Source organism: Bradyrhizobium sp. HKCCYLS20291 (genome assembly GCF_051167715.1).
Lineage (GTDB): Bacteria > Pseudomonadota > Alphaproteobacteria > Rhizobiales > Xanthobacteraceae > Bradyrhizobium.
Window position 1 is genome coordinate 33,006 of record NZ_JBNPTO010000006.1, and the last position, 14,508, is coordinate 47,513.

Consider the following 14,508-nt stretch of genomic DNA (forward strand, 5'->3'; position numbering starts at 1 on the left):
AGCCTGAGCGGATTGCGGAGCCTGGAGGAGTCTGCGGCGAGCGGATCGCGCACGGCTGCTACTCGGCCATCACCTGTCCGTAGCGGGCGTAGTGCTCGTGGTTGTAGTAGTCGCCGAAATGCGTGCCGTAGCGTTTCAGCGCCTTCATGTCGGTCTTGTTGAGCACGACACCGAGCAGCGCATCATAGACGTTCGGTGCGGTATTGAGCGCGTGCTCGATCACCTCCGCCGGCGTCCGTCCCCATTCGACCACCAGGAGGAAGCTGTCGAGCAGCGCCGAGATCGCGCGCGCGTCGGCGACCGGCGCCAGCGGCGGAAGGTCGACGATGACATAGTCGTAGGTGTCGCGCAGCCGATCGAACAGTTTTCTCATCTGCTCGTGGGCGAGGATGTCGCTGGTGTCGCGCGCGGCAACGCCCTTTCCAGGCAGGAAATCCAGGTGGGTTGCGGCATCGGTCCAGACCGTCTCTTCGAGGCTTCGTGCACCGGAAACGATGTCGGCAACGCCGGTGCCGGCCTCCGGAGCGAGCGTCGCGGAGAGCGACGGATTCCTGAGATCGCAATCCACCACGATGACCCGCTTACCGGACCTCGCCATGAGCTGGGCCAGCGAGGCGGCGATCAGGGACTTGCCCTCGTTGGGCAACGCGGATGTCAGCCCGAAGACCTTGCGCGAGGTTCGGCTGGGATCCTGCTCGATCGCGACCTTGAGGGACCGGATCGATTCGGCAAAACGGGAGGAGGGCATCGCCGACGCAGCCCAGCACGTGCCGGGACGTCTCGTCACCGTGCGCTCGCTGCAAGCCGTCTCTGCCGGCGCACTACCGACAGCTGCCTTTTGGGTGACCTTGATCACCTCGCCCTGGTTCAGCAGGGGCACGACCGAGAGGCAGGGCAGGCGCAGGCGGTCCTCGAGCTGCGCCGTGGTGCGGAAGCTGCGGTCCCTCATGTCGCGAAGCAGTCCCAGGCCGCCGCCGAACGCCAAGCCGCCGAACAGACCGATCGCCAGCAGCGCCATGGATTTCGGCTTGCTCTTCTTCTTGGGCGGCGTGGCCGCAGAGATGACCCGCGCCTTGGTGATCGGGAACGAGCCCTGCTGTACCGAACCCATGTAACGCTGCAGAAAACTATCATACAATGCGCGATAGCTCTTGGCGCTGGTCTCCAGCTCCTTGATGCTGAGCTCGGCAGCCCGCGTGTCCTGCGACCGCGCCACCGCATCAGCCAGCTGGCTTTCGACCTCCTGCTGCTGCCGCCTGGCCTCCTCGTAATCGTGCTTGGCGACATCGGCGAGGCGGCGAACCTCCTCCAGCATCGCCTGGCGAATGCTCTTCATCGTGGCGCGGATATTGATGACCGCCAGGTGGTCATTGCCGTATTTGGCGGCGTATTCGTACTCCCGCTTGGCAATATCGAGATACTGCTGGCGCAGGCCGTTGATGATCTGGGTGCCGTTGGAGTTGCTCAGGGACAGCCCGTCCGGCGGGTTGAGGTTGCCGCTGAGTTCTGCCGGGGAAAAGTCCGAGACGGCCGCGACGCTGTCGAGCGGCCCATTCGAATGTCCCGCGGCGAGCATGTCGTCGAATCGGTTCAGACGAGTCATCAGCGAGGCCGTATGGGTGCGGGCCGCGATCAGGCGGTTGGTCAGCTCCGTGACCTGCTGCTGGTCCATGAACCTGCCGTCGGCCGAAATGATGTTGTGGCGGTTCTTGAGCTCGTTCACCGAGCGCTCGGCCGCGGTTGCGTCATTCCCCAGTTCCCGCAGGCGCTCATGCAGCCAGGCCGTCAACGTGCGCTGCTCGTTGGTTTCCGCCTTCAGCTGCTGATCGAAATACTCCTTGACGATCGCATTGGCGATCACGGCCGCCTTCTGCGGATCGCTGGCGGTGAAATCGACCTCGACGACGGTGCTGGTGCCGATCCTGAAGGTGTTCATGCGCCGCTGGAATTCTTCGAGCAGATCATCCATCGACGGCGTCGTCGGCTCCGGAGCGGCGCCCAGCAGTGCGCGGATCGCGGTGACCGCGCCGTGCAGCGGGCTGGCCTTGCCGTTGAAATCGGGATCCTCAGCCAGGTTGAGCTTGGTGATGACCGCCGCCGCAATCGATTTGGACTTCATGATTTCGATCTGCGATTCCATGTCGAGCGGCGGATCGTCCTGGGCCGGTTGTGGCTGAACCGCCGGAGGCTTGGCACTGCCGATCATGATCTTGACATCAGCCGAATATGTCGGCGGGAGGATCTTGACGACGGCAATGCTGGCCAAGAGCGACACCGCAGCGGTCGCTGCAATCAGCCGGTAACGCCGGCGCAGGAATCCGAGCGCCATGTCGAGCGCGCCTGGCCTGTTGCGCTCCCAGCCCTGGTCCTGTTGAGGATTATAGGCAGCCGTGCTTGCGTTAGGGTTATGCAGCATGTTTTTGAAGCTTCATGAGTTGCGCTTCGGACGCTGGAGCCGTCCGGATGCCTGCCTGGACAATGATTTGTTTTTTCGCGTCATTAATCGATCTGAGGTGCCGCTTGATTTAATTTATAATAAATATAATGTCGCCCGGCAAGCGAGTTTTAAAAAATTAAATAGTACCGGCAAGGCTGTATGGCTAGGGGCAGTCGCCGAACGGGAAGCGGCGGCGGGCACCTCGCTGGCGTAGGGGACGTGATGCTGCGGCCTCGCGGCGCCGATGCGTCCGAGCTGTGCCGTTGGTCTCGCCCTCGAAAGAGCCGAGGGCGCAGGGAATGCCGGGCGCTGGCCGCACCCATGGCCCGCCTGCGAAAAAAATGCAGGCGGCAGGAACCACAGGTTCAGCCGAGACATCCCGGCATTCCCCGCGCGATGGTTTGACGGCTTATACGTTCTCTCCCCGGGGACCGGCTGTCTTGCCCCCGTCACGGACGGATCATCGTCACCATCCGCTTGGCCTCAGCACCGGGAGGCCAGGACCCTACGATTTCGCCGGCGCATCGGAGACGTTCGTCCGCATGATCACCATGCTGCGCTCCGACGCGCCCACCGCGTCCCACCCCGCGTGTCGTGACGATCGCGAAACGCCCCTCGTGCCGAGGCGGGACGGGCACAGACAATCATGATTTCCGAAAATTAGAAAGAGGAATATTTTGCGCGGGAGGACTGGACAGGGGTGATGTGGTTGGGACGGCAGCCGAAATGAGCTTTTCGGCGCAAGCCGTTGGGCTCAATCGGGCGGGCTTTGGGAGCTGCCGCACGCTCGTGACAGCGGGCGCAACCAACCTGAGTCGCCCGGCGGCCAGCAGCCGCGGCCGATGCGTCGCCGGGATGTTTAATTCTGCGACGTGTTCAGTTGCGACGGCGAGCCGACGCTGTGTCGCGCCGCTGACGGCGCTTCTGCAGGGGCGGTGATGGCGTCGCGGGCCGGTCCTGTGACGTCGCCGCATGCTTGGACGCCCGCGCGCGCACCAGCTCGGCGAACAGCACCGCCGATCGCGGTTCAGGCTGGTTGCGCCGGACCAGGGTGATCTCCGCCTTCGGCGCGTGAGTGAGGGGACGATAGACCACGCCGTCGGTCGACACCTGCGCCATGGAGCTGGGCACGATCGACACGCCGATGCCGGTCGCCACCAGATTGACCACCGATGTGAGCTGCGGCGCCACCTGAAGGATCTTCGGAGAGAAGCCGGCGGCCTGGCACGCGGACACGATGCTGTCGAACAGCGCGCGGCCATTCGGGCGCGGGTAGAGGATGAAGGCATCGTCCGCCAGCGAGTTCAACGCCACCGACCTGCGGCCGGCCTGCCGATGACCGCTCGGCATGGCGACCACCAGCGGTTCGGAGACGGCGCGCTGCGACAGCAGATGATCGACTTCGCCGGGGGCCGGGCGGAGAAACGCCACGTCGAGCCGGCCGGTGGCGAAGCGCTCGAGCAGGAAGCTGGTGGCCTCCTCGATCAGCTCGACCTCGACGTCCGGATAGGTGGTGCGGAAATCGCGGATCGCCCCGGTCACGAACGGATTGAACGAGGCCGAGGCGGTGAAGCCGATCCGGAGCAGCCCGAGCTCGCCGCGGCCGGCGCGGCGCGCCTTCTGCATCGCGGCCTCGGCTTCCGCCAGCACGGTGCGCGCGCTCGCGATCAGCACGCGCCCGGCCTCGGTCAAGGTGACGCCGCGCAGGCCGCGCTGGAACAGCGCAAAACCGATCTCCTGCTCGACGGCCTTGATCTGCCGGCTCAGCGCCGGCTGCGCAATCCGCAGCCGCGCCGCCGCGCGCGTGAAGCTCGCCTCCTCGGCAACGGCGACACAGTAGCGAAACAGGCGCAGCTCCATGGGGGGTCTCCTATCTACTCGTCAGTCGTGCCGCGACGTCAGGACTTCGCGGGCGACACAAGGCCTCTCCACACGTCGTCCCGGCGAACGCCGGGACCCATACCGCGTGATCTAACTTTGGGGCACGCGGGGAGAGATCGAGCGTCACAACAAAGCCCTGTGGTTATGGGTCCCGGCGTTCGCCGGGACGACAGCGGAGATTGACGCGCGAGTCGGGCCGTCATCGTCGGGACTGCTGCTTGCATCGCTACCGCCCCATACCTCCAGGGTATGGACAGGCTACCAATTATATATTGGACGGCAAGAGCGGATCGGCGGCAGGGTCGGCGCCACAAACAACCTGTCCGGGAGGAGACGGACCAAGCCGCACAAAGCGGGGGGCGGGGCCATGTCGCATCGCGTTGCGGCATGGCCTTCCCCCGCGCGGTGCCGCTCGCCGTCCCCCCGTTGCGGTGGTCGTGCCATGAAGCCCCTGAAAGACATCCTCGTCGTCGCCTTCGAGCAGGCGGTTGCCGCGCCGTACTGCACCTCGCGTCTCGCCGATGCCGGCGCGCGGGTGATCAAGATCGAGCGCGCCGAGGGCGACTTCGCACGCGGCTACGATGCCTCGGTCGGCGGGCTGTCGAGCTACTTCGTCTGGCTCAACCGCGGCAAGCAGAGCCTGGTCGCCGACATCAAGAACCGCGACGACGCCGCGCTGCTGCATCGGATCATCGCGCGCGCCGACGTGGTCGTGCAGAACCTCGCGCCGGGCGCCGCCGCGCGCGCCGGCTTTGGCTCCGCGGCGCTGCGCAAGGCGCACCCCCGCCTGATCACCGTCGACATCTCCGGCTACGGCGCCGGCAATGCCTACACCGACATGAAGGCCTATGACCTCCTGGTGCAGGCCGAGAGCGGCCTTGCCGGCATCACCGGCCATCCCGCCGGGCCGGGCCGGGTCGGCGTCTCCGTGTGCGATATCGCCTGCGGCATGGCGGCGCATTCGGCCGTTCTCGAAGCGCTGATCGCCCGCGGCCAGACCGGCCGGGGCAGTGCGATCGAGACGGACCTGTTCGCCGGCATGGCCGACTGGATGAACGTGCCGCTGTTGTATTTCGAGGGCACCGGCAAGGTGCCGCAGCGCATGGGCCTCGCGCATCCGTCGATCTGTCCGTATGGCGCGTTCGCGACGTCGGACGGTTCGCAGGTGCTGATCTCGATCCAGAACGAGCGCGAATGGCGGAACTTCTGTCGCGTCGTGATGAACGAGCCCGAACTGCCGGAGCATCCGCACTACGCTTCGAACAATGCCCGCGTCGCCAACCGCACCGAGGTCGATGGCCGCGTCGCGGCGGTGTTCGCGACGATGACGCGCGAGCAGGCGGCGGCGACGCTCCGCGAAGCCGGCACGGCCTACGGCTTCGTCAACGGCGTCGCCGAACTCGCGACGCATCCCGCGTTGCGGCGCGTCAGCATCGCCACCCCGAATGGTGAGGCGTCGATCATCGCGCCGCCGGCGCTGCGCGACGGCGCCATGCCGGCGCTCGGCCGTGTGCCCGAGATCGGTGAGCACGGCGCCGCGATCCGTGCCGAATTTGCCAGTCGAAACGTGCCTGCCGAGTGATCGTGCCAAAAACCCATCAACGCCCAAGGAGACCTGCCATGAAACGATCCATTGCCGCCGGCGTGACGGCCATCGCTGCCGCCGCGATGCTGTTCGCCACATCCGCCCGCGCCGACGAGAAGCCGTTCCGCATTCTCGTCATCGACGACCTCACCGGCATCTATCAGGGCAATGGCGGCCCGAACACGGTGCTCGCCACCACGATGGCGGCCGAGGATTTCGGCGGCAAGGTGCTGGGCCGCAAGGTCGAGGTGCTCTCGGTCAATCATCAGAACAAGCCTGATATCGCCGCGTCGCTGGCCGGCCGCTACATCGATCAGGAGGGTGTCAGCGCGCTGGTGCTCGGCGGCTCCAGCTCGGCCGGCCTCGCCGCGCAGGCAATCGCCAAGCAGCGCGGCATCACCACCTTGGTGACCGGCGGCTATGCCTCGAACTTCTCCGGCGACCAGTGCTCGCCCTACGGCACGCAATGGGCGCCGTCAACGGACGCGTTGTCGAACGCGGTCGCCAAGGGCCTGGTCGACGCCGGTGCCAAGAAGTGGTTCTTCATCACCGCCGACTACGTGTTCGGCAAGTCGCTGTCGGCGGATGCCTCAAAGGCGGTGACTGCGGCCGGCGGCAGCGTGGTCGGTGAAGCCAAGCATCCGCTCGATTCCCCCGACATGGCCTCGCAGATCCTGCAGGCGCAGAGCTCCGGCGCCGATATCGTCGCACTCGCCAATGCCGGTCCCGACCTCGTCACCACGATCAAGCAGGCGCGCGAGTTCGGCATGGGCGACAAGCTCGCCGCGATGCTGGTGTTCACCAACAACGTCGTCTCGATGGGCCTCGACGTCGCACAGGGCATGAAGTTCCCGGTCGCGTTCTACTGGGACCACAATGACGGCTCGCGCGCCTTCGGCCAGCGCTTCATGACCCGCAACGGCAAGCAGGTGCCGACGATGGGCCACGCGCTCGCTTACGTGGCCACCCAGCACTACCTGAAGTCGGTGCAGAAGGCCGGAACCGACGATGCGAAGGTGATTGCGAAGACCATTCGCGACCTCCCGATCGACAATGCCATGATCTCCAACGCCAAGATCCAGGCCAATGGCCGCGTCGTGATGGACCTGATGATCGCGGAGGTGAAGACGCCGAAGGAGTCCAAGGACCCGGCGGCCGATCTCTACAAGATCCGCACCACCATCCCCGGCGCCAGCCTGTTCACGCCGGCCGAGAAGAGCGGCTGCCCGTCGCTGCTGTCAGAGTAAGAGGTTGTCATGCGCATTCTGACCAACAGCACCAGCCCTTATGCGCGGATTGCGCGGATCGCGCTGGCCGAAAAGGGTTTCGATCTCGGTGGTACCGAGATCGTCAACCCCTGGGCCGACGATGCCAGCCTGCTGAAGCTGAACCCGGCCTCGCGGGTGCCGACGCTGGAGCTCGACTCCGGCATTCCGCTGACCGAGAGCCTGCTGATCGTGACCTGGCTGGAGCGCAAGGTGGCCTCGCCATCGCTGCTCGACGGCGATCTCGACCGCATCATCTCGCGCGCCGGCGCCGCGATGGGGGTCATCGATGCGATGGTCCACATCATGATCGGCGTGCTTCAGATGGACCCGAACTGGGGTGAGACCAAGGTCGGTCTGAAGCGGCGGCGCACCATCGTCACCGGCCTGCGCGCGCTCGAGGCCGACCCGCCGGTGTATGGCGGCGGCACGCCGGACATCTCGGTGATCACCACGGTCGTCGCCGTCGACTACATCCGGCTGCGCTTTCCGGACGCGCCGTGGCGCGAGCCGACGCCAAAGCTCGATGCGCTACGCGATGCCGTAGCTGCCCGCCCGGCTTTCGCAACGACGCTGCCTTACGTCTGAGGGAGAGAGAGATGACCCAGCCAAACCTGCTCGACGGCCGCACCATCGTCATCACGGGTGCTGCCACCGGCATCGGCCAAGCCTTTGCCGCAGGCTGCGCCGCGCATGGCGCCAATGTCGTCGTTGCCGACATGAACGCGGCGGACGAGACCGTCGCGCTGGTCGAGCGCGCCGGTGGCCGCGCCTTGCCGGTCCGCGTCGACGTCGCTGATGACGGCTCGGTGCGCGACATGGCGGGCGCCGCGATGAAGGCGTTCGGGCGCATCGATGGCCTGATCACCAACGCGGCGTATTTCCGCGAGGTCAAGCTGACGCCGTTCGAGGAGCTGGATCCGGCGGTGTGGGACCGCATCTTCGCCGTCAACGTCAAAGGCGTGTGGCACTGCTGCAAGGCGGTGGCGCCGGCCATGCGCGCGCAAAACTCCGGCAGCATCGTCAACATCGCCTCGGTGGTCGCCGTCGCCGGCCAGCCCGGCTATCTGCACTACGTCGCCACCAAGGGCGCGGTGCTGTCGATGACCAAGGGGCTCGCCAAGGAGATGGGCCCGAACGGCGTGCGCGTCAACGTCATCGCTCCGGGCTTCGTCATCACCGATGCGACCCGCAACCGTCCGGTCGAATGGCAGCAGAGTTTCCTGAAGGCGCGTGCGATCTCGCGCGAGCAGAAGCCGGACGATCTGGTCGGCACCGCGCTCTATCTGCTGTCCGATCTCGCCGGCTTCGTCTCGGGTCAGACCATCGTCGTCGACGGTGGCCACATCATGCACTGACGATCACAGCAACGACAAACAGGGAAGGGAGACGCCAGATGGCCGAGTTCATTCTACATCACTACGAGCTCTCGACATTCTCGGAGAAGGTCCGCGCGGCCTTCGGGCTGAAGCAGCTGGCGTGGCGCTCGGTCGACACGCCGCCGGCGCCGCCGCGTCCGTTTCTGATGCCGCTGACCGGCGGCTACCGGCGCATTCCGGTGCTGCAGGTCGGCGCCGACATCTATTGCGATACCAACATCATCCTGCCGGCGTTGCAGCGGCTGCATCCCGAGCCGACGTTCTATCCGGCCGGCAGCGAGGGCGTGGCGCGGGCGCTGTCGTTCGCCTGGGAGCGTGCGATGTGGATCCCGACCATCGGCGTGCTCGCGCATTTCATCGGCGACATGTTCCCGGCGGAGTTCATTCGGGATCGCAAGGAAGGCTATCTCGGCATCGACATTAGCAAGGCCGCGATGGCACCTCACCTGCCGCTGCACCTGCAGCAGGTCCACGCGCAATATGCCTGGCTGAAGGCCGCGCTCGCCGATGGCCGTCCCTTCATCTTCGGCAGCAAGCCCAGCGCGCTTGATCTGACCTGCTATCAGACGACGTTCCTGATGCGCAAGAACTGCCCGCCGGAGGTCGATACGCTGGCCGGCCTCGCGCCGCTCGCCGGCTGGTACGACCGCGCCGCCGCGCTCGGCCACGGCACGCCGCAGCCGATGAGCGCGGAAGAGGCGTTCGCGGTGGCCAGGGCCGCGAGCCCGACGCCGCCGTCGCATCTGCCGGCCAATGGCGATCCCTCTGGGCTGCGTGCTGGCCAGAAGGTGACGGTGACGCCGGATGACAACGCACGTGTCCCGGTCTCCGGCACGCTGGTGGCGGCGGATGCGACCGAGATCGTGATCCATCGGCATGATGCGCAGGCGGGAGATCTCCACATCCACTTCCCGCGGCTGGGGTTCGAAGTGGTGGCGGCTTAGTGGGAGTTTGAGTCGAGACGTAGCGACTCGGGCGGTGCACCTCGCCCCGCCTGAAGCAGAGCGATCGCATACTAAGGATATCACGGAAGCTACCAACACTTCCGTCAATTAGTTACGCCGTCATGCCCGGGACAGGCCCGGCCATGACGATGGGGCGAGCGACGAACACAAAGCCTCTACTGTCGTAGCAGCGAAAGCCACATCAAAGCCAACGAAGACCAAGGGAGAAGCACATGACGTCCGAGACCAACAAGCAGATCTGCCGGGACTACTTCAAGGCCTTCCTCGCGCGCGATGCGGCGTGGATGGGGAAGCATGTCGCCAAGACGTTCGTGCGCCACGATCCCGGACTGGATTTCGAAGTGCGCGGGCCGGAGGGCGTGCTGCAGCTGCATGATGCGCTGATGCCGGCGTTTCCCGACATGAAGCTCGACCTCCTGGATCTCGTCGCCGAGGAGGACAAGGTGCTGGTGCGGCTGGTGATCCGCGCCACGCATACCGGTCCGTTCGGGCCGATGGCGCCGACCGGCAAGCCGATCCGCGTCGCCGTGCTCGATCTGTTCAAGATCCAGGACGGCGTGCTGGTCGAGCACTGGGCGCAGCTGGACAATCTCGGCATGCTCAAGCAGCTCGGCGCGATCGCGGCCTGATCCCGGCGCCTGACGCTACTTGCGGCTCGCCGTCAGTTGCTGCCGGTAGCGTTCGGCGTCCCAGTTGAGCAGCATCTGCTCGTGCTGGGACGAGAGATAGGTGATGTCAGCCGACAGTGGCAGTCGGCTGGTCACCAGCGCGAGACAGCTCAGCATCGCCTCCGCGCCGGGCGTCGCGTCGCCGCGGATGATGGCGCCGAGACCGGGCGCGAGGGCTGCGACGGGGGCGGGCAGGCCGTTCGCCTGCGCGCGCGCGAGCAGGGTGGGGAGAGCCTCGCTGCCCTCGACCGTCGGCAGGCCTGGGCCGAGAAACACGACATGGTCCGGATACAGCGAGCCGCCGGTGGCAACCGCGCGGCTGAACGGATCGGTCGCGATGCCGTGGCAGCTGGCATCATGCGGCGGGCGATAGTCGGTGCCGGCGCAGAGCCGGTGCAAGGCGGTCTCGTCGCCGGTCGGTGTCGCGCGCACGGGCAGGGCGAGCCTCGTCTCCACGTCGTGGACCAGCGCCTCGGCCGCCTCGCTGGTGTCGGCGCCGACCACCAGGCCGTGATTGCCGAGGATCAGAACATCGACGTGTTCGCGCGCGACGATCGCACTGACGGCGCGTGCCAGCGGCAGCCCAGGGTGGACGTAGTCGACGTAGCGCCATGAGAGGCCTGCGAGCCGCGCGGCAAATTCGTCGCGCGCGTCGCGGCGGGACGCCCAGGCGATGGTGTTGACGGCGTGGACGTGCAGCACGATCCGGTGCGGCAGCAGCGCATGCAAAGAGGTTTCGATCGAGGCGCGCAACGGGCCGGGCGCGGCCAGCGGGATGCGCTCGTCATCGCGGGCGAGCGCCTCGCGGGCCGCGGGCAGCAGCACCGGAACGAAGATGTCCTTGTCGTCAGCATCGGATAGCCAGGTGCCCGATGCCTTGACCCAGAGCACGTCGTCGTCCTTCAGCGAGGAGTTGCCGCCGGCGCCCTGCACCAGCAGCATGTTGCGGCCGACGCGCGCCGACATCGCGCGCAACGTATGCAGCTCTCCGGGCTCGCGCATCTCTCGTCTCCTCGTCACCAGCCGAGCCGCGGCATCGTCCAGTTCGGCATGCGGCTCGCGGAAGCAGCGAGCTTGCGCGTCGCAGCAGCCAGGTCGGGTGCGCCGGCGAGCGTCGTGCGATGCACGCCATCGGCGAGCAGCAAGCTCTGCAGTCCCATCGCGCGGGCGCCGGCGACGTCGTGGTCGAGCGAGTCGCCGATCATCAGCACGCGGTGCGGATCGACATCGCCGAGTTGCTCCAGCGCCGCCGCGAAGATCGGCTGATACGGCTTGCCGACGAACGACACCGGGCCGCCGAGCCATTCATAGGCACGGGCGAGGGTGCCCGGCGCGGGCACGAGGCCGGTCGCGCCGAACATCATCAGGTCGGGATTGGCGCAGATCATGGGCACACGGCGTGCGGCCGCCTGTCTGAACCGCTCGCGCCAGAGGTCGGGCTCGGCGAGTTCGTCGTCGAGGCCGCCGAGCAGGATAAAATCGGCGTCGCGCGTGTCCGTCACCAGCGCGAGGTCGAGCCCTTCGATCAGCGAGCCGTCGTTGCCGCGCGTGATCAGGAAACAGGCGTTGCCGCAATCGGTGAACGGCGCGCGGGCGCGGTCGCGCAGGCCCGTCCAGGTCACTTCGCCCGAGGTGAGAATGCCGTCATAGCTCGAGCGCGGCAGGCCGAGCCGGGCGAGCCGCTCGGCATTGGCGGTCGCGCGCTTGCCGGAGTTCGACAGCACGACGATGTGCTTGCCGGCGGCGCGGAGCTTAAGCACGCAGTCATGTGCGGCCGGGAACACCGCGCGGCCATCATGCAGCGTGCCCCATTGGTCGAGCAGCACGTGATCGAACCGGTCGGCGATCGCGGACAGGCCGCTGATCTCACAGGCGGCGGCCGTCATCGCGGCGGCCCCTGCAAGGCCAGCAGCGCGGTGCCGTAGCTCGCCTCGGTCTGCGCGGCGACGCTGACGGGCACGCCGATGATGCGTTTGCGGATCGCAGTCCATCTATCGTTCTTCGCGCCGCCGCCGATGCTGATCACCCGCCGCAGCGCCGGCGCGCCGAGCGCCTGCAGCCGTTGATAGGCGAGCGCTTCGACGCCGGCGATGCCTTCGAGCAGCGCCTGGAAGAAGCGGTGGTCCTCGGCCGGCCGCGGCGTGATCCGCGGCGCCATCGCGGGATCGGCGATCGGGAAGCGCTCGCCCGGCTTGGGGAGCGGATAGTAGTCGAGCCCGGTCGTGTCGTCGGGGCGCAGCTGCGGTGTCATCAGGTCCATGTCGTCGGCGGAGAAATGCGCGAGCAGCGCGGCGCCGCCGGAATTCGAGGCGCCGCCAGCGAGCCATTTGTCGCCGAGCCGGTGCGAGTAGACGCCCTGCGCGGCGGCGAAGATCGGCTGCGTGGCGACCAGCTTCACCACCAAGGTGGTGCCGAGCGAGGTCACCGCATCGCCCGGCGTCTCGGCGCCGGTCGCGATGAAGGCCGCCACGCCGTCGGTGGTCCCGGCCACGATGCGTGCCGATGACGACAGGCCGAGCGCGCGCGCGATCGAGGGATGTATGTCGGAAAACGGCGTGCCGGGCACCAGGATCTCCGGCAGCACGGCACGGGGGACATCGAGCTGATCGAACCAGCGCGGCCATTCGCGCCGGATCGGATCATAGCCGAGCTTGAGCGCGTTGTTCTCGTCGCTGACGCCATGGCGGCCGGCGAGCCGTCCGGCGATCCAGTCGGCCTGATGCACGGCATGGCGCGCGCCGCCGGTTGCGGCGAGCAGATGCAGCAGCTTGGCGAGCGCGCTGCTCGCGCCATGCGCGCCGCTCTCGGCCGGCGCGATCGCGGCGATGCGCCGGGCTTCATCGGCCGCGCGCGCGTCGTTGTACATCAGCCCGCGCGAGCGGGGCCGTCCGTCCGCATCGATCAGCAGCAGCGTGCCCGAGGTGCCGTCGACCGCGATGCGCGCCACGGTTTGCAGATCGACGCTTCTGCCGAGCCGGTCGATCGTAGCGATCGTCGCCTGCCACCACAGCTCCGGGTCCTGATCGCTCGCCGCGCCGTCCTGTTGTGGCGCGGCGAGCGGAACCGCGGCCGCGCCCTGGATCGCGCCGCTGTGGTCGACGGCGCAGGCGCGCACGCCGCTGGTGCCCACGTCGATGCCGACAAACAACTCCGCCATACGACCTCACTCGTTGTCCGCCCGCGAGCATGAACCGGCTGGTTCCATCCGTCACGCCTGATGCGCTGCAGCATGTTTTCGGGATTGACGGCCGGATCGGTGTCTGCAATTTTTTGCAAGGTGTGAAGAATTTTGCAAGCAGGCAATCGCGCGTGACGACAGCTTCCGACAGGGCGCCCATGGTGGACGGCGAGGCCTCGCTGGCGACGCGCGCGGCGTGGCTGTATTTCGCGGCCGGGCTCACGCAATCGGAGGTCGCCGATCGCCTCAACATCCAGAGCACCAAGGCGCATCGCCTGATCGCCCGCGCCAGTCGCGAAGGCATGATCCGCGTCTTCGTCGAAGGCCCCGTCGCCGAATGCGTCGCGCTGGAGAATGCGCTGGCTGATCGCTACGGCCTCGATTTCTGCCGCGTCGCGCCGGATCTCGGCGAGGGCGACCTGCCGCTGAAGGCGTTGGCGCTGGAGGGCGCGAGCTTCCTGCGCCAGGTGCTGGAGCGCGGTGACGACAAGATCATCGGCGTCGGCCATGGCCGCACGCTCGCCGCCGTCGTCGCGCAGCTGCCGCAGACGCCGGCGCGCGACGTGCAGTTCGTGTCGCTGCTCGGCGGCCTGACGCGGAAATTCGCCGCCAATCCGTTCGACGTCATCCATCGTCTCGCCGAGCGCACCGGCGCGGAAGCCTATCTGCTGCCCGTCCCGGTGTTCGCCAACTCCGTTGCCGACCGCCGCGTGCTGATGCAGCAGTTCGGCATCGCGGACGTGTTCGCGCTGGCGCAGCAGGCTTCGCTCTTGTTCGTCGGCATCGGCCAGATCCACGCCGACGGCTTCCTGGTGTCGAGCGGCATGATCAAGCCCGACGAGGTCGTCGAGCTGAAGCGCGCCGGCGCCTGCGCCGACCTGCTCGGGCATTTCTTCAATGCCGACGGCGAGCTGCTCGATCTCGATCTCTCCGCGCGCGCCACCTCGATGGCTGCAAGCGATCTCAAGACGCACCGCATCGTCGCCATCGGCGGCGGCGGGGCCAAGATCAAAGCGCTGCGCGCGGTGCTGCGCAGCGGCTTCCTGAACGGTCTCATCATCGACGAGACCACCGCTCAGGCACTCACTACCGACAAGCCGGAGAAAACATCCGGTCACTTCAAGAACAAAAGTCGGAAGGGCAGGTAACG

Annotated in this window: 13 protein-coding genes; 8 read left to right on the forward strand and 5 right to left on the reverse strand. The window is 67.1% G+C overall.

Annotation, left to right across the window (positions count from 1 at the left end):
* Window positions 1-58: 58 nt before the first annotated feature.
* Window positions 59-2,416 carry a polysaccharide biosynthesis tyrosine autokinase gene (locus ACQR07_RS15290; protein ID WP_434903109.1) on the reverse strand — a complete coding sequence of 786 codons (2,358 nt, stop codon included), beginning with the start codon at window positions 2,414-2,416 and terminating at the stop codon, window positions 59-61.
* On the opposite strand from ACQR07_RS15290, the gene ACQR07_RS15295 reads away from it, so the two are divergent.
* Entirely contained in the window at window positions 2,415-2,651 is a 237-nt protein-coding gene (locus ACQR07_RS15295; protein WP_434903110.1) for a hypothetical protein, read from the forward strand. The two genes, ACQR07_RS15290 and ACQR07_RS15295, sit on opposite strands and share 2 nt — an antisense overlap.
* Before the next feature lie 662 nt (window positions 2,652-3,313).
* On the opposite strand, the gene ACQR07_RS15300 is transcribed toward ACQR07_RS15295, so the two are convergent.
* Window positions 3,314-4,297: a LysR family transcriptional regulator gene (locus tag ACQR07_RS15300; RefSeq protein ID WP_434903111.1), complete on the reverse strand. Its 984-nt coding sequence runs from the start codon at window positions 4,295-4,297 to the stop codon at window positions 3,314-3,316.
* A gap of 463 nt (window positions 4,298-4,760) precedes the next feature.
* On the opposite strand from ACQR07_RS15300, the gene ACQR07_RS15305 reads away from it, so the two are divergent.
* From ACQR07_RS15305 to ACQR07_RS15330, 6 genes are all read left to right on the forward strand, one after another.
* Window positions 4,761-5,900 carry a CaiB/BaiF CoA transferase family protein gene (locus ACQR07_RS15305; protein ID WP_434903112.1) on the forward strand — a complete coding sequence of 380 codons (1,140 nt, stop codon included), beginning with the start codon at window positions 4,761-4,763 and terminating at the stop codon, window positions 5,898-5,900.
* Window positions 5,901-5,938: 38 nt separating this feature from the next.
* Complete coding sequence (locus tag ACQR07_RS15310; protein WP_434903113.1) at window positions 5,939-7,150, forward strand: ABC transporter substrate-binding protein; 1,212 nt, start codon at window positions 5,939-5,941, stop codon at window positions 7,148-7,150.
* Between the two features lie 9 nt (window positions 7,151-7,159).
* Complete coding sequence (locus ACQR07_RS15315; protein ID WP_434903114.1) at window positions 7,160-7,756, forward strand: glutathione S-transferase family protein; 597 nt, start codon at window positions 7,160-7,162, stop codon at window positions 7,754-7,756.
* An 11-nt stretch (window positions 7,757-7,767) separates the two neighbouring features.
* Window positions 7,768-8,526: an SDR family NAD(P)-dependent oxidoreductase gene (locus ACQR07_RS15320; protein ID WP_434903115.1), complete on the forward strand. Its 759-nt coding sequence runs from the start codon at window positions 7,768-7,770 to the stop codon at window positions 8,524-8,526.
* 38 nt (window positions 8,527-8,564) lie between these two features.
* Complete coding sequence (locus tag ACQR07_RS15325; RefSeq protein ID WP_434903116.1) at window positions 8,565-9,491, forward strand: glutathione S-transferase family protein; 927 nt, start codon at window positions 8,565-8,567, stop codon at window positions 9,489-9,491.
* A gap of 233 nt (window positions 9,492-9,724) precedes the next feature.
* Window positions 9,725-10,141 (forward strand): ester cyclase, encoded by a 417-nt coding sequence (locus tag ACQR07_RS15330; RefSeq protein WP_434903117.1) that lies wholly within the window; start codon window positions 9,725-9,727, stop codon window positions 10,139-10,141.
* A 15-nt stretch (window positions 10,142-10,156) separates the two neighbouring features.
* On the opposite strand, the gene ACQR07_RS15335 is transcribed toward ACQR07_RS15330, so the two are convergent.
* The 3 genes from ACQR07_RS15335 to ACQR07_RS15345 are packed head-to-tail and all read right to left on the reverse strand — an operon-like array spanning window position 10,157 to window position 13,337.
* Window positions 10,157-11,182 (reverse strand): class II aldolase/adducin family protein, encoded by a 1,026-nt coding sequence (locus tag ACQR07_RS15335; RefSeq protein WP_434903118.1) that lies wholly within the window; start codon window positions 11,180-11,182, stop codon window positions 10,157-10,159.
* A gap of 14 nt (window positions 11,183-11,196) precedes the next feature.
* A complete protein-coding gene (locus tag ACQR07_RS15340) occupies window positions 11,197-12,066 on the reverse strand; it encodes a TIGR01459 family HAD-type hydrolase (protein ID WP_434903119.1) in 870 nt (289 codons plus the stop codon).
* Complete coding sequence (locus tag ACQR07_RS15345; protein ID WP_434903120.1) at window positions 12,063-13,337, reverse strand: FGGY-family carbohydrate kinase; 1,275 nt, start codon at window positions 13,335-13,337, stop codon at window positions 12,063-12,065. Before ACQR07_RS15345 ends, ACQR07_RS15340 begins: the two co-directional genes overlap by 4 nt.
* Before the next feature lie 179 nt (window positions 13,338-13,516).
* Between ACQR07_RS15345 and ACQR07_RS15350 the strand changes: the two genes are divergently transcribed.
* The gene (locus ACQR07_RS15350) at window positions 13,517-14,506 is read left to right on the forward strand and encodes a sugar-binding transcriptional regulator (RefSeq protein ID WP_434903377.1); all 990 of its coding nucleotides are present in this window, start codon (window positions 13,517-13,519) and stop codon (window positions 14,504-14,506) included.
* Window positions 14,507-14,508 lie beyond the last annotated feature (2 nt).

Coding starts and splice junctions, on each gene's coding strand:
- ACQR07_RS15295 (WP_434903110.1), top strand. CDS start 2,415: ATGTTTTTGAAGCTTCATGAGTTGCGCTTCGGACGCTGGAGCCGTCCG.
- ACQR07_RS15290 (WP_434903109.1), bottom strand. CDS start 2,416: ATGCTGCATAACCCTAACGCAAGCACGGCTGCCTATAATCCTCAACAG.
- ACQR07_RS15300 (WP_434903111.1), bottom strand. CDS start 4,297: ATGGAGCTGCGCCTGTTTCGCTACTGTGTCGCCGTTGCCGAGGAGGCG.
- ACQR07_RS15305 (WP_434903112.1), top strand. CDS start 4,761: ATGAAGCCCCTGAAAGACATCCTCGTCGTCGCCTTCGAGCAGGCGGTT.
- ACQR07_RS15310 (WP_434903113.1), top strand. CDS start 5,939: ATGAAACGATCCATTGCCGCCGGCGTGACGGCCATCGCTGCCGCCGCG.
- ACQR07_RS15315 (WP_434903114.1), top strand. CDS start 7,160: ATGCGCATTCTGACCAACAGCACCAGCCCTTATGCGCGGATTGCGCGG.
- ACQR07_RS15320 (WP_434903115.1), top strand. CDS start 7,768: ATGACCCAGCCAAACCTGCTCGACGGCCGCACCATCGTCATCACGGGT.
- ACQR07_RS15325 (WP_434903116.1), top strand. CDS start 8,565: ATGGCCGAGTTCATTCTACATCACTACGAGCTCTCGACATTCTCGGAG.
- ACQR07_RS15330 (WP_434903117.1), top strand. CDS start 9,725: ATGACGTCCGAGACCAACAAGCAGATCTGCCGGGACTACTTCAAGGCC.
- ACQR07_RS15335 (WP_434903118.1), bottom strand. CDS start 11,182: ATGCGCGAGCCCGGAGAGCTGCATACGTTGCGCGCGATGTCGGCGCGC.
- ACQR07_RS15340 (WP_434903119.1), bottom strand. CDS start 12,066: ATGACGGCCGCCGCCTGTGAGATCAGCGGCCTGTCCGCGATCGCCGAC.
- ACQR07_RS15345 (WP_434903120.1), bottom strand. CDS start 13,337: ATGGCGGAGTTGTTTGTCGGCATCGACGTGGGCACCAGCGGCGTGCGC.
- ACQR07_RS15350 (WP_434903377.1), top strand. CDS start 13,517: ATGGTGGACGGCGAGGCCTCGCTGGCGACGCGCGCGGCGTGGCTGTAT.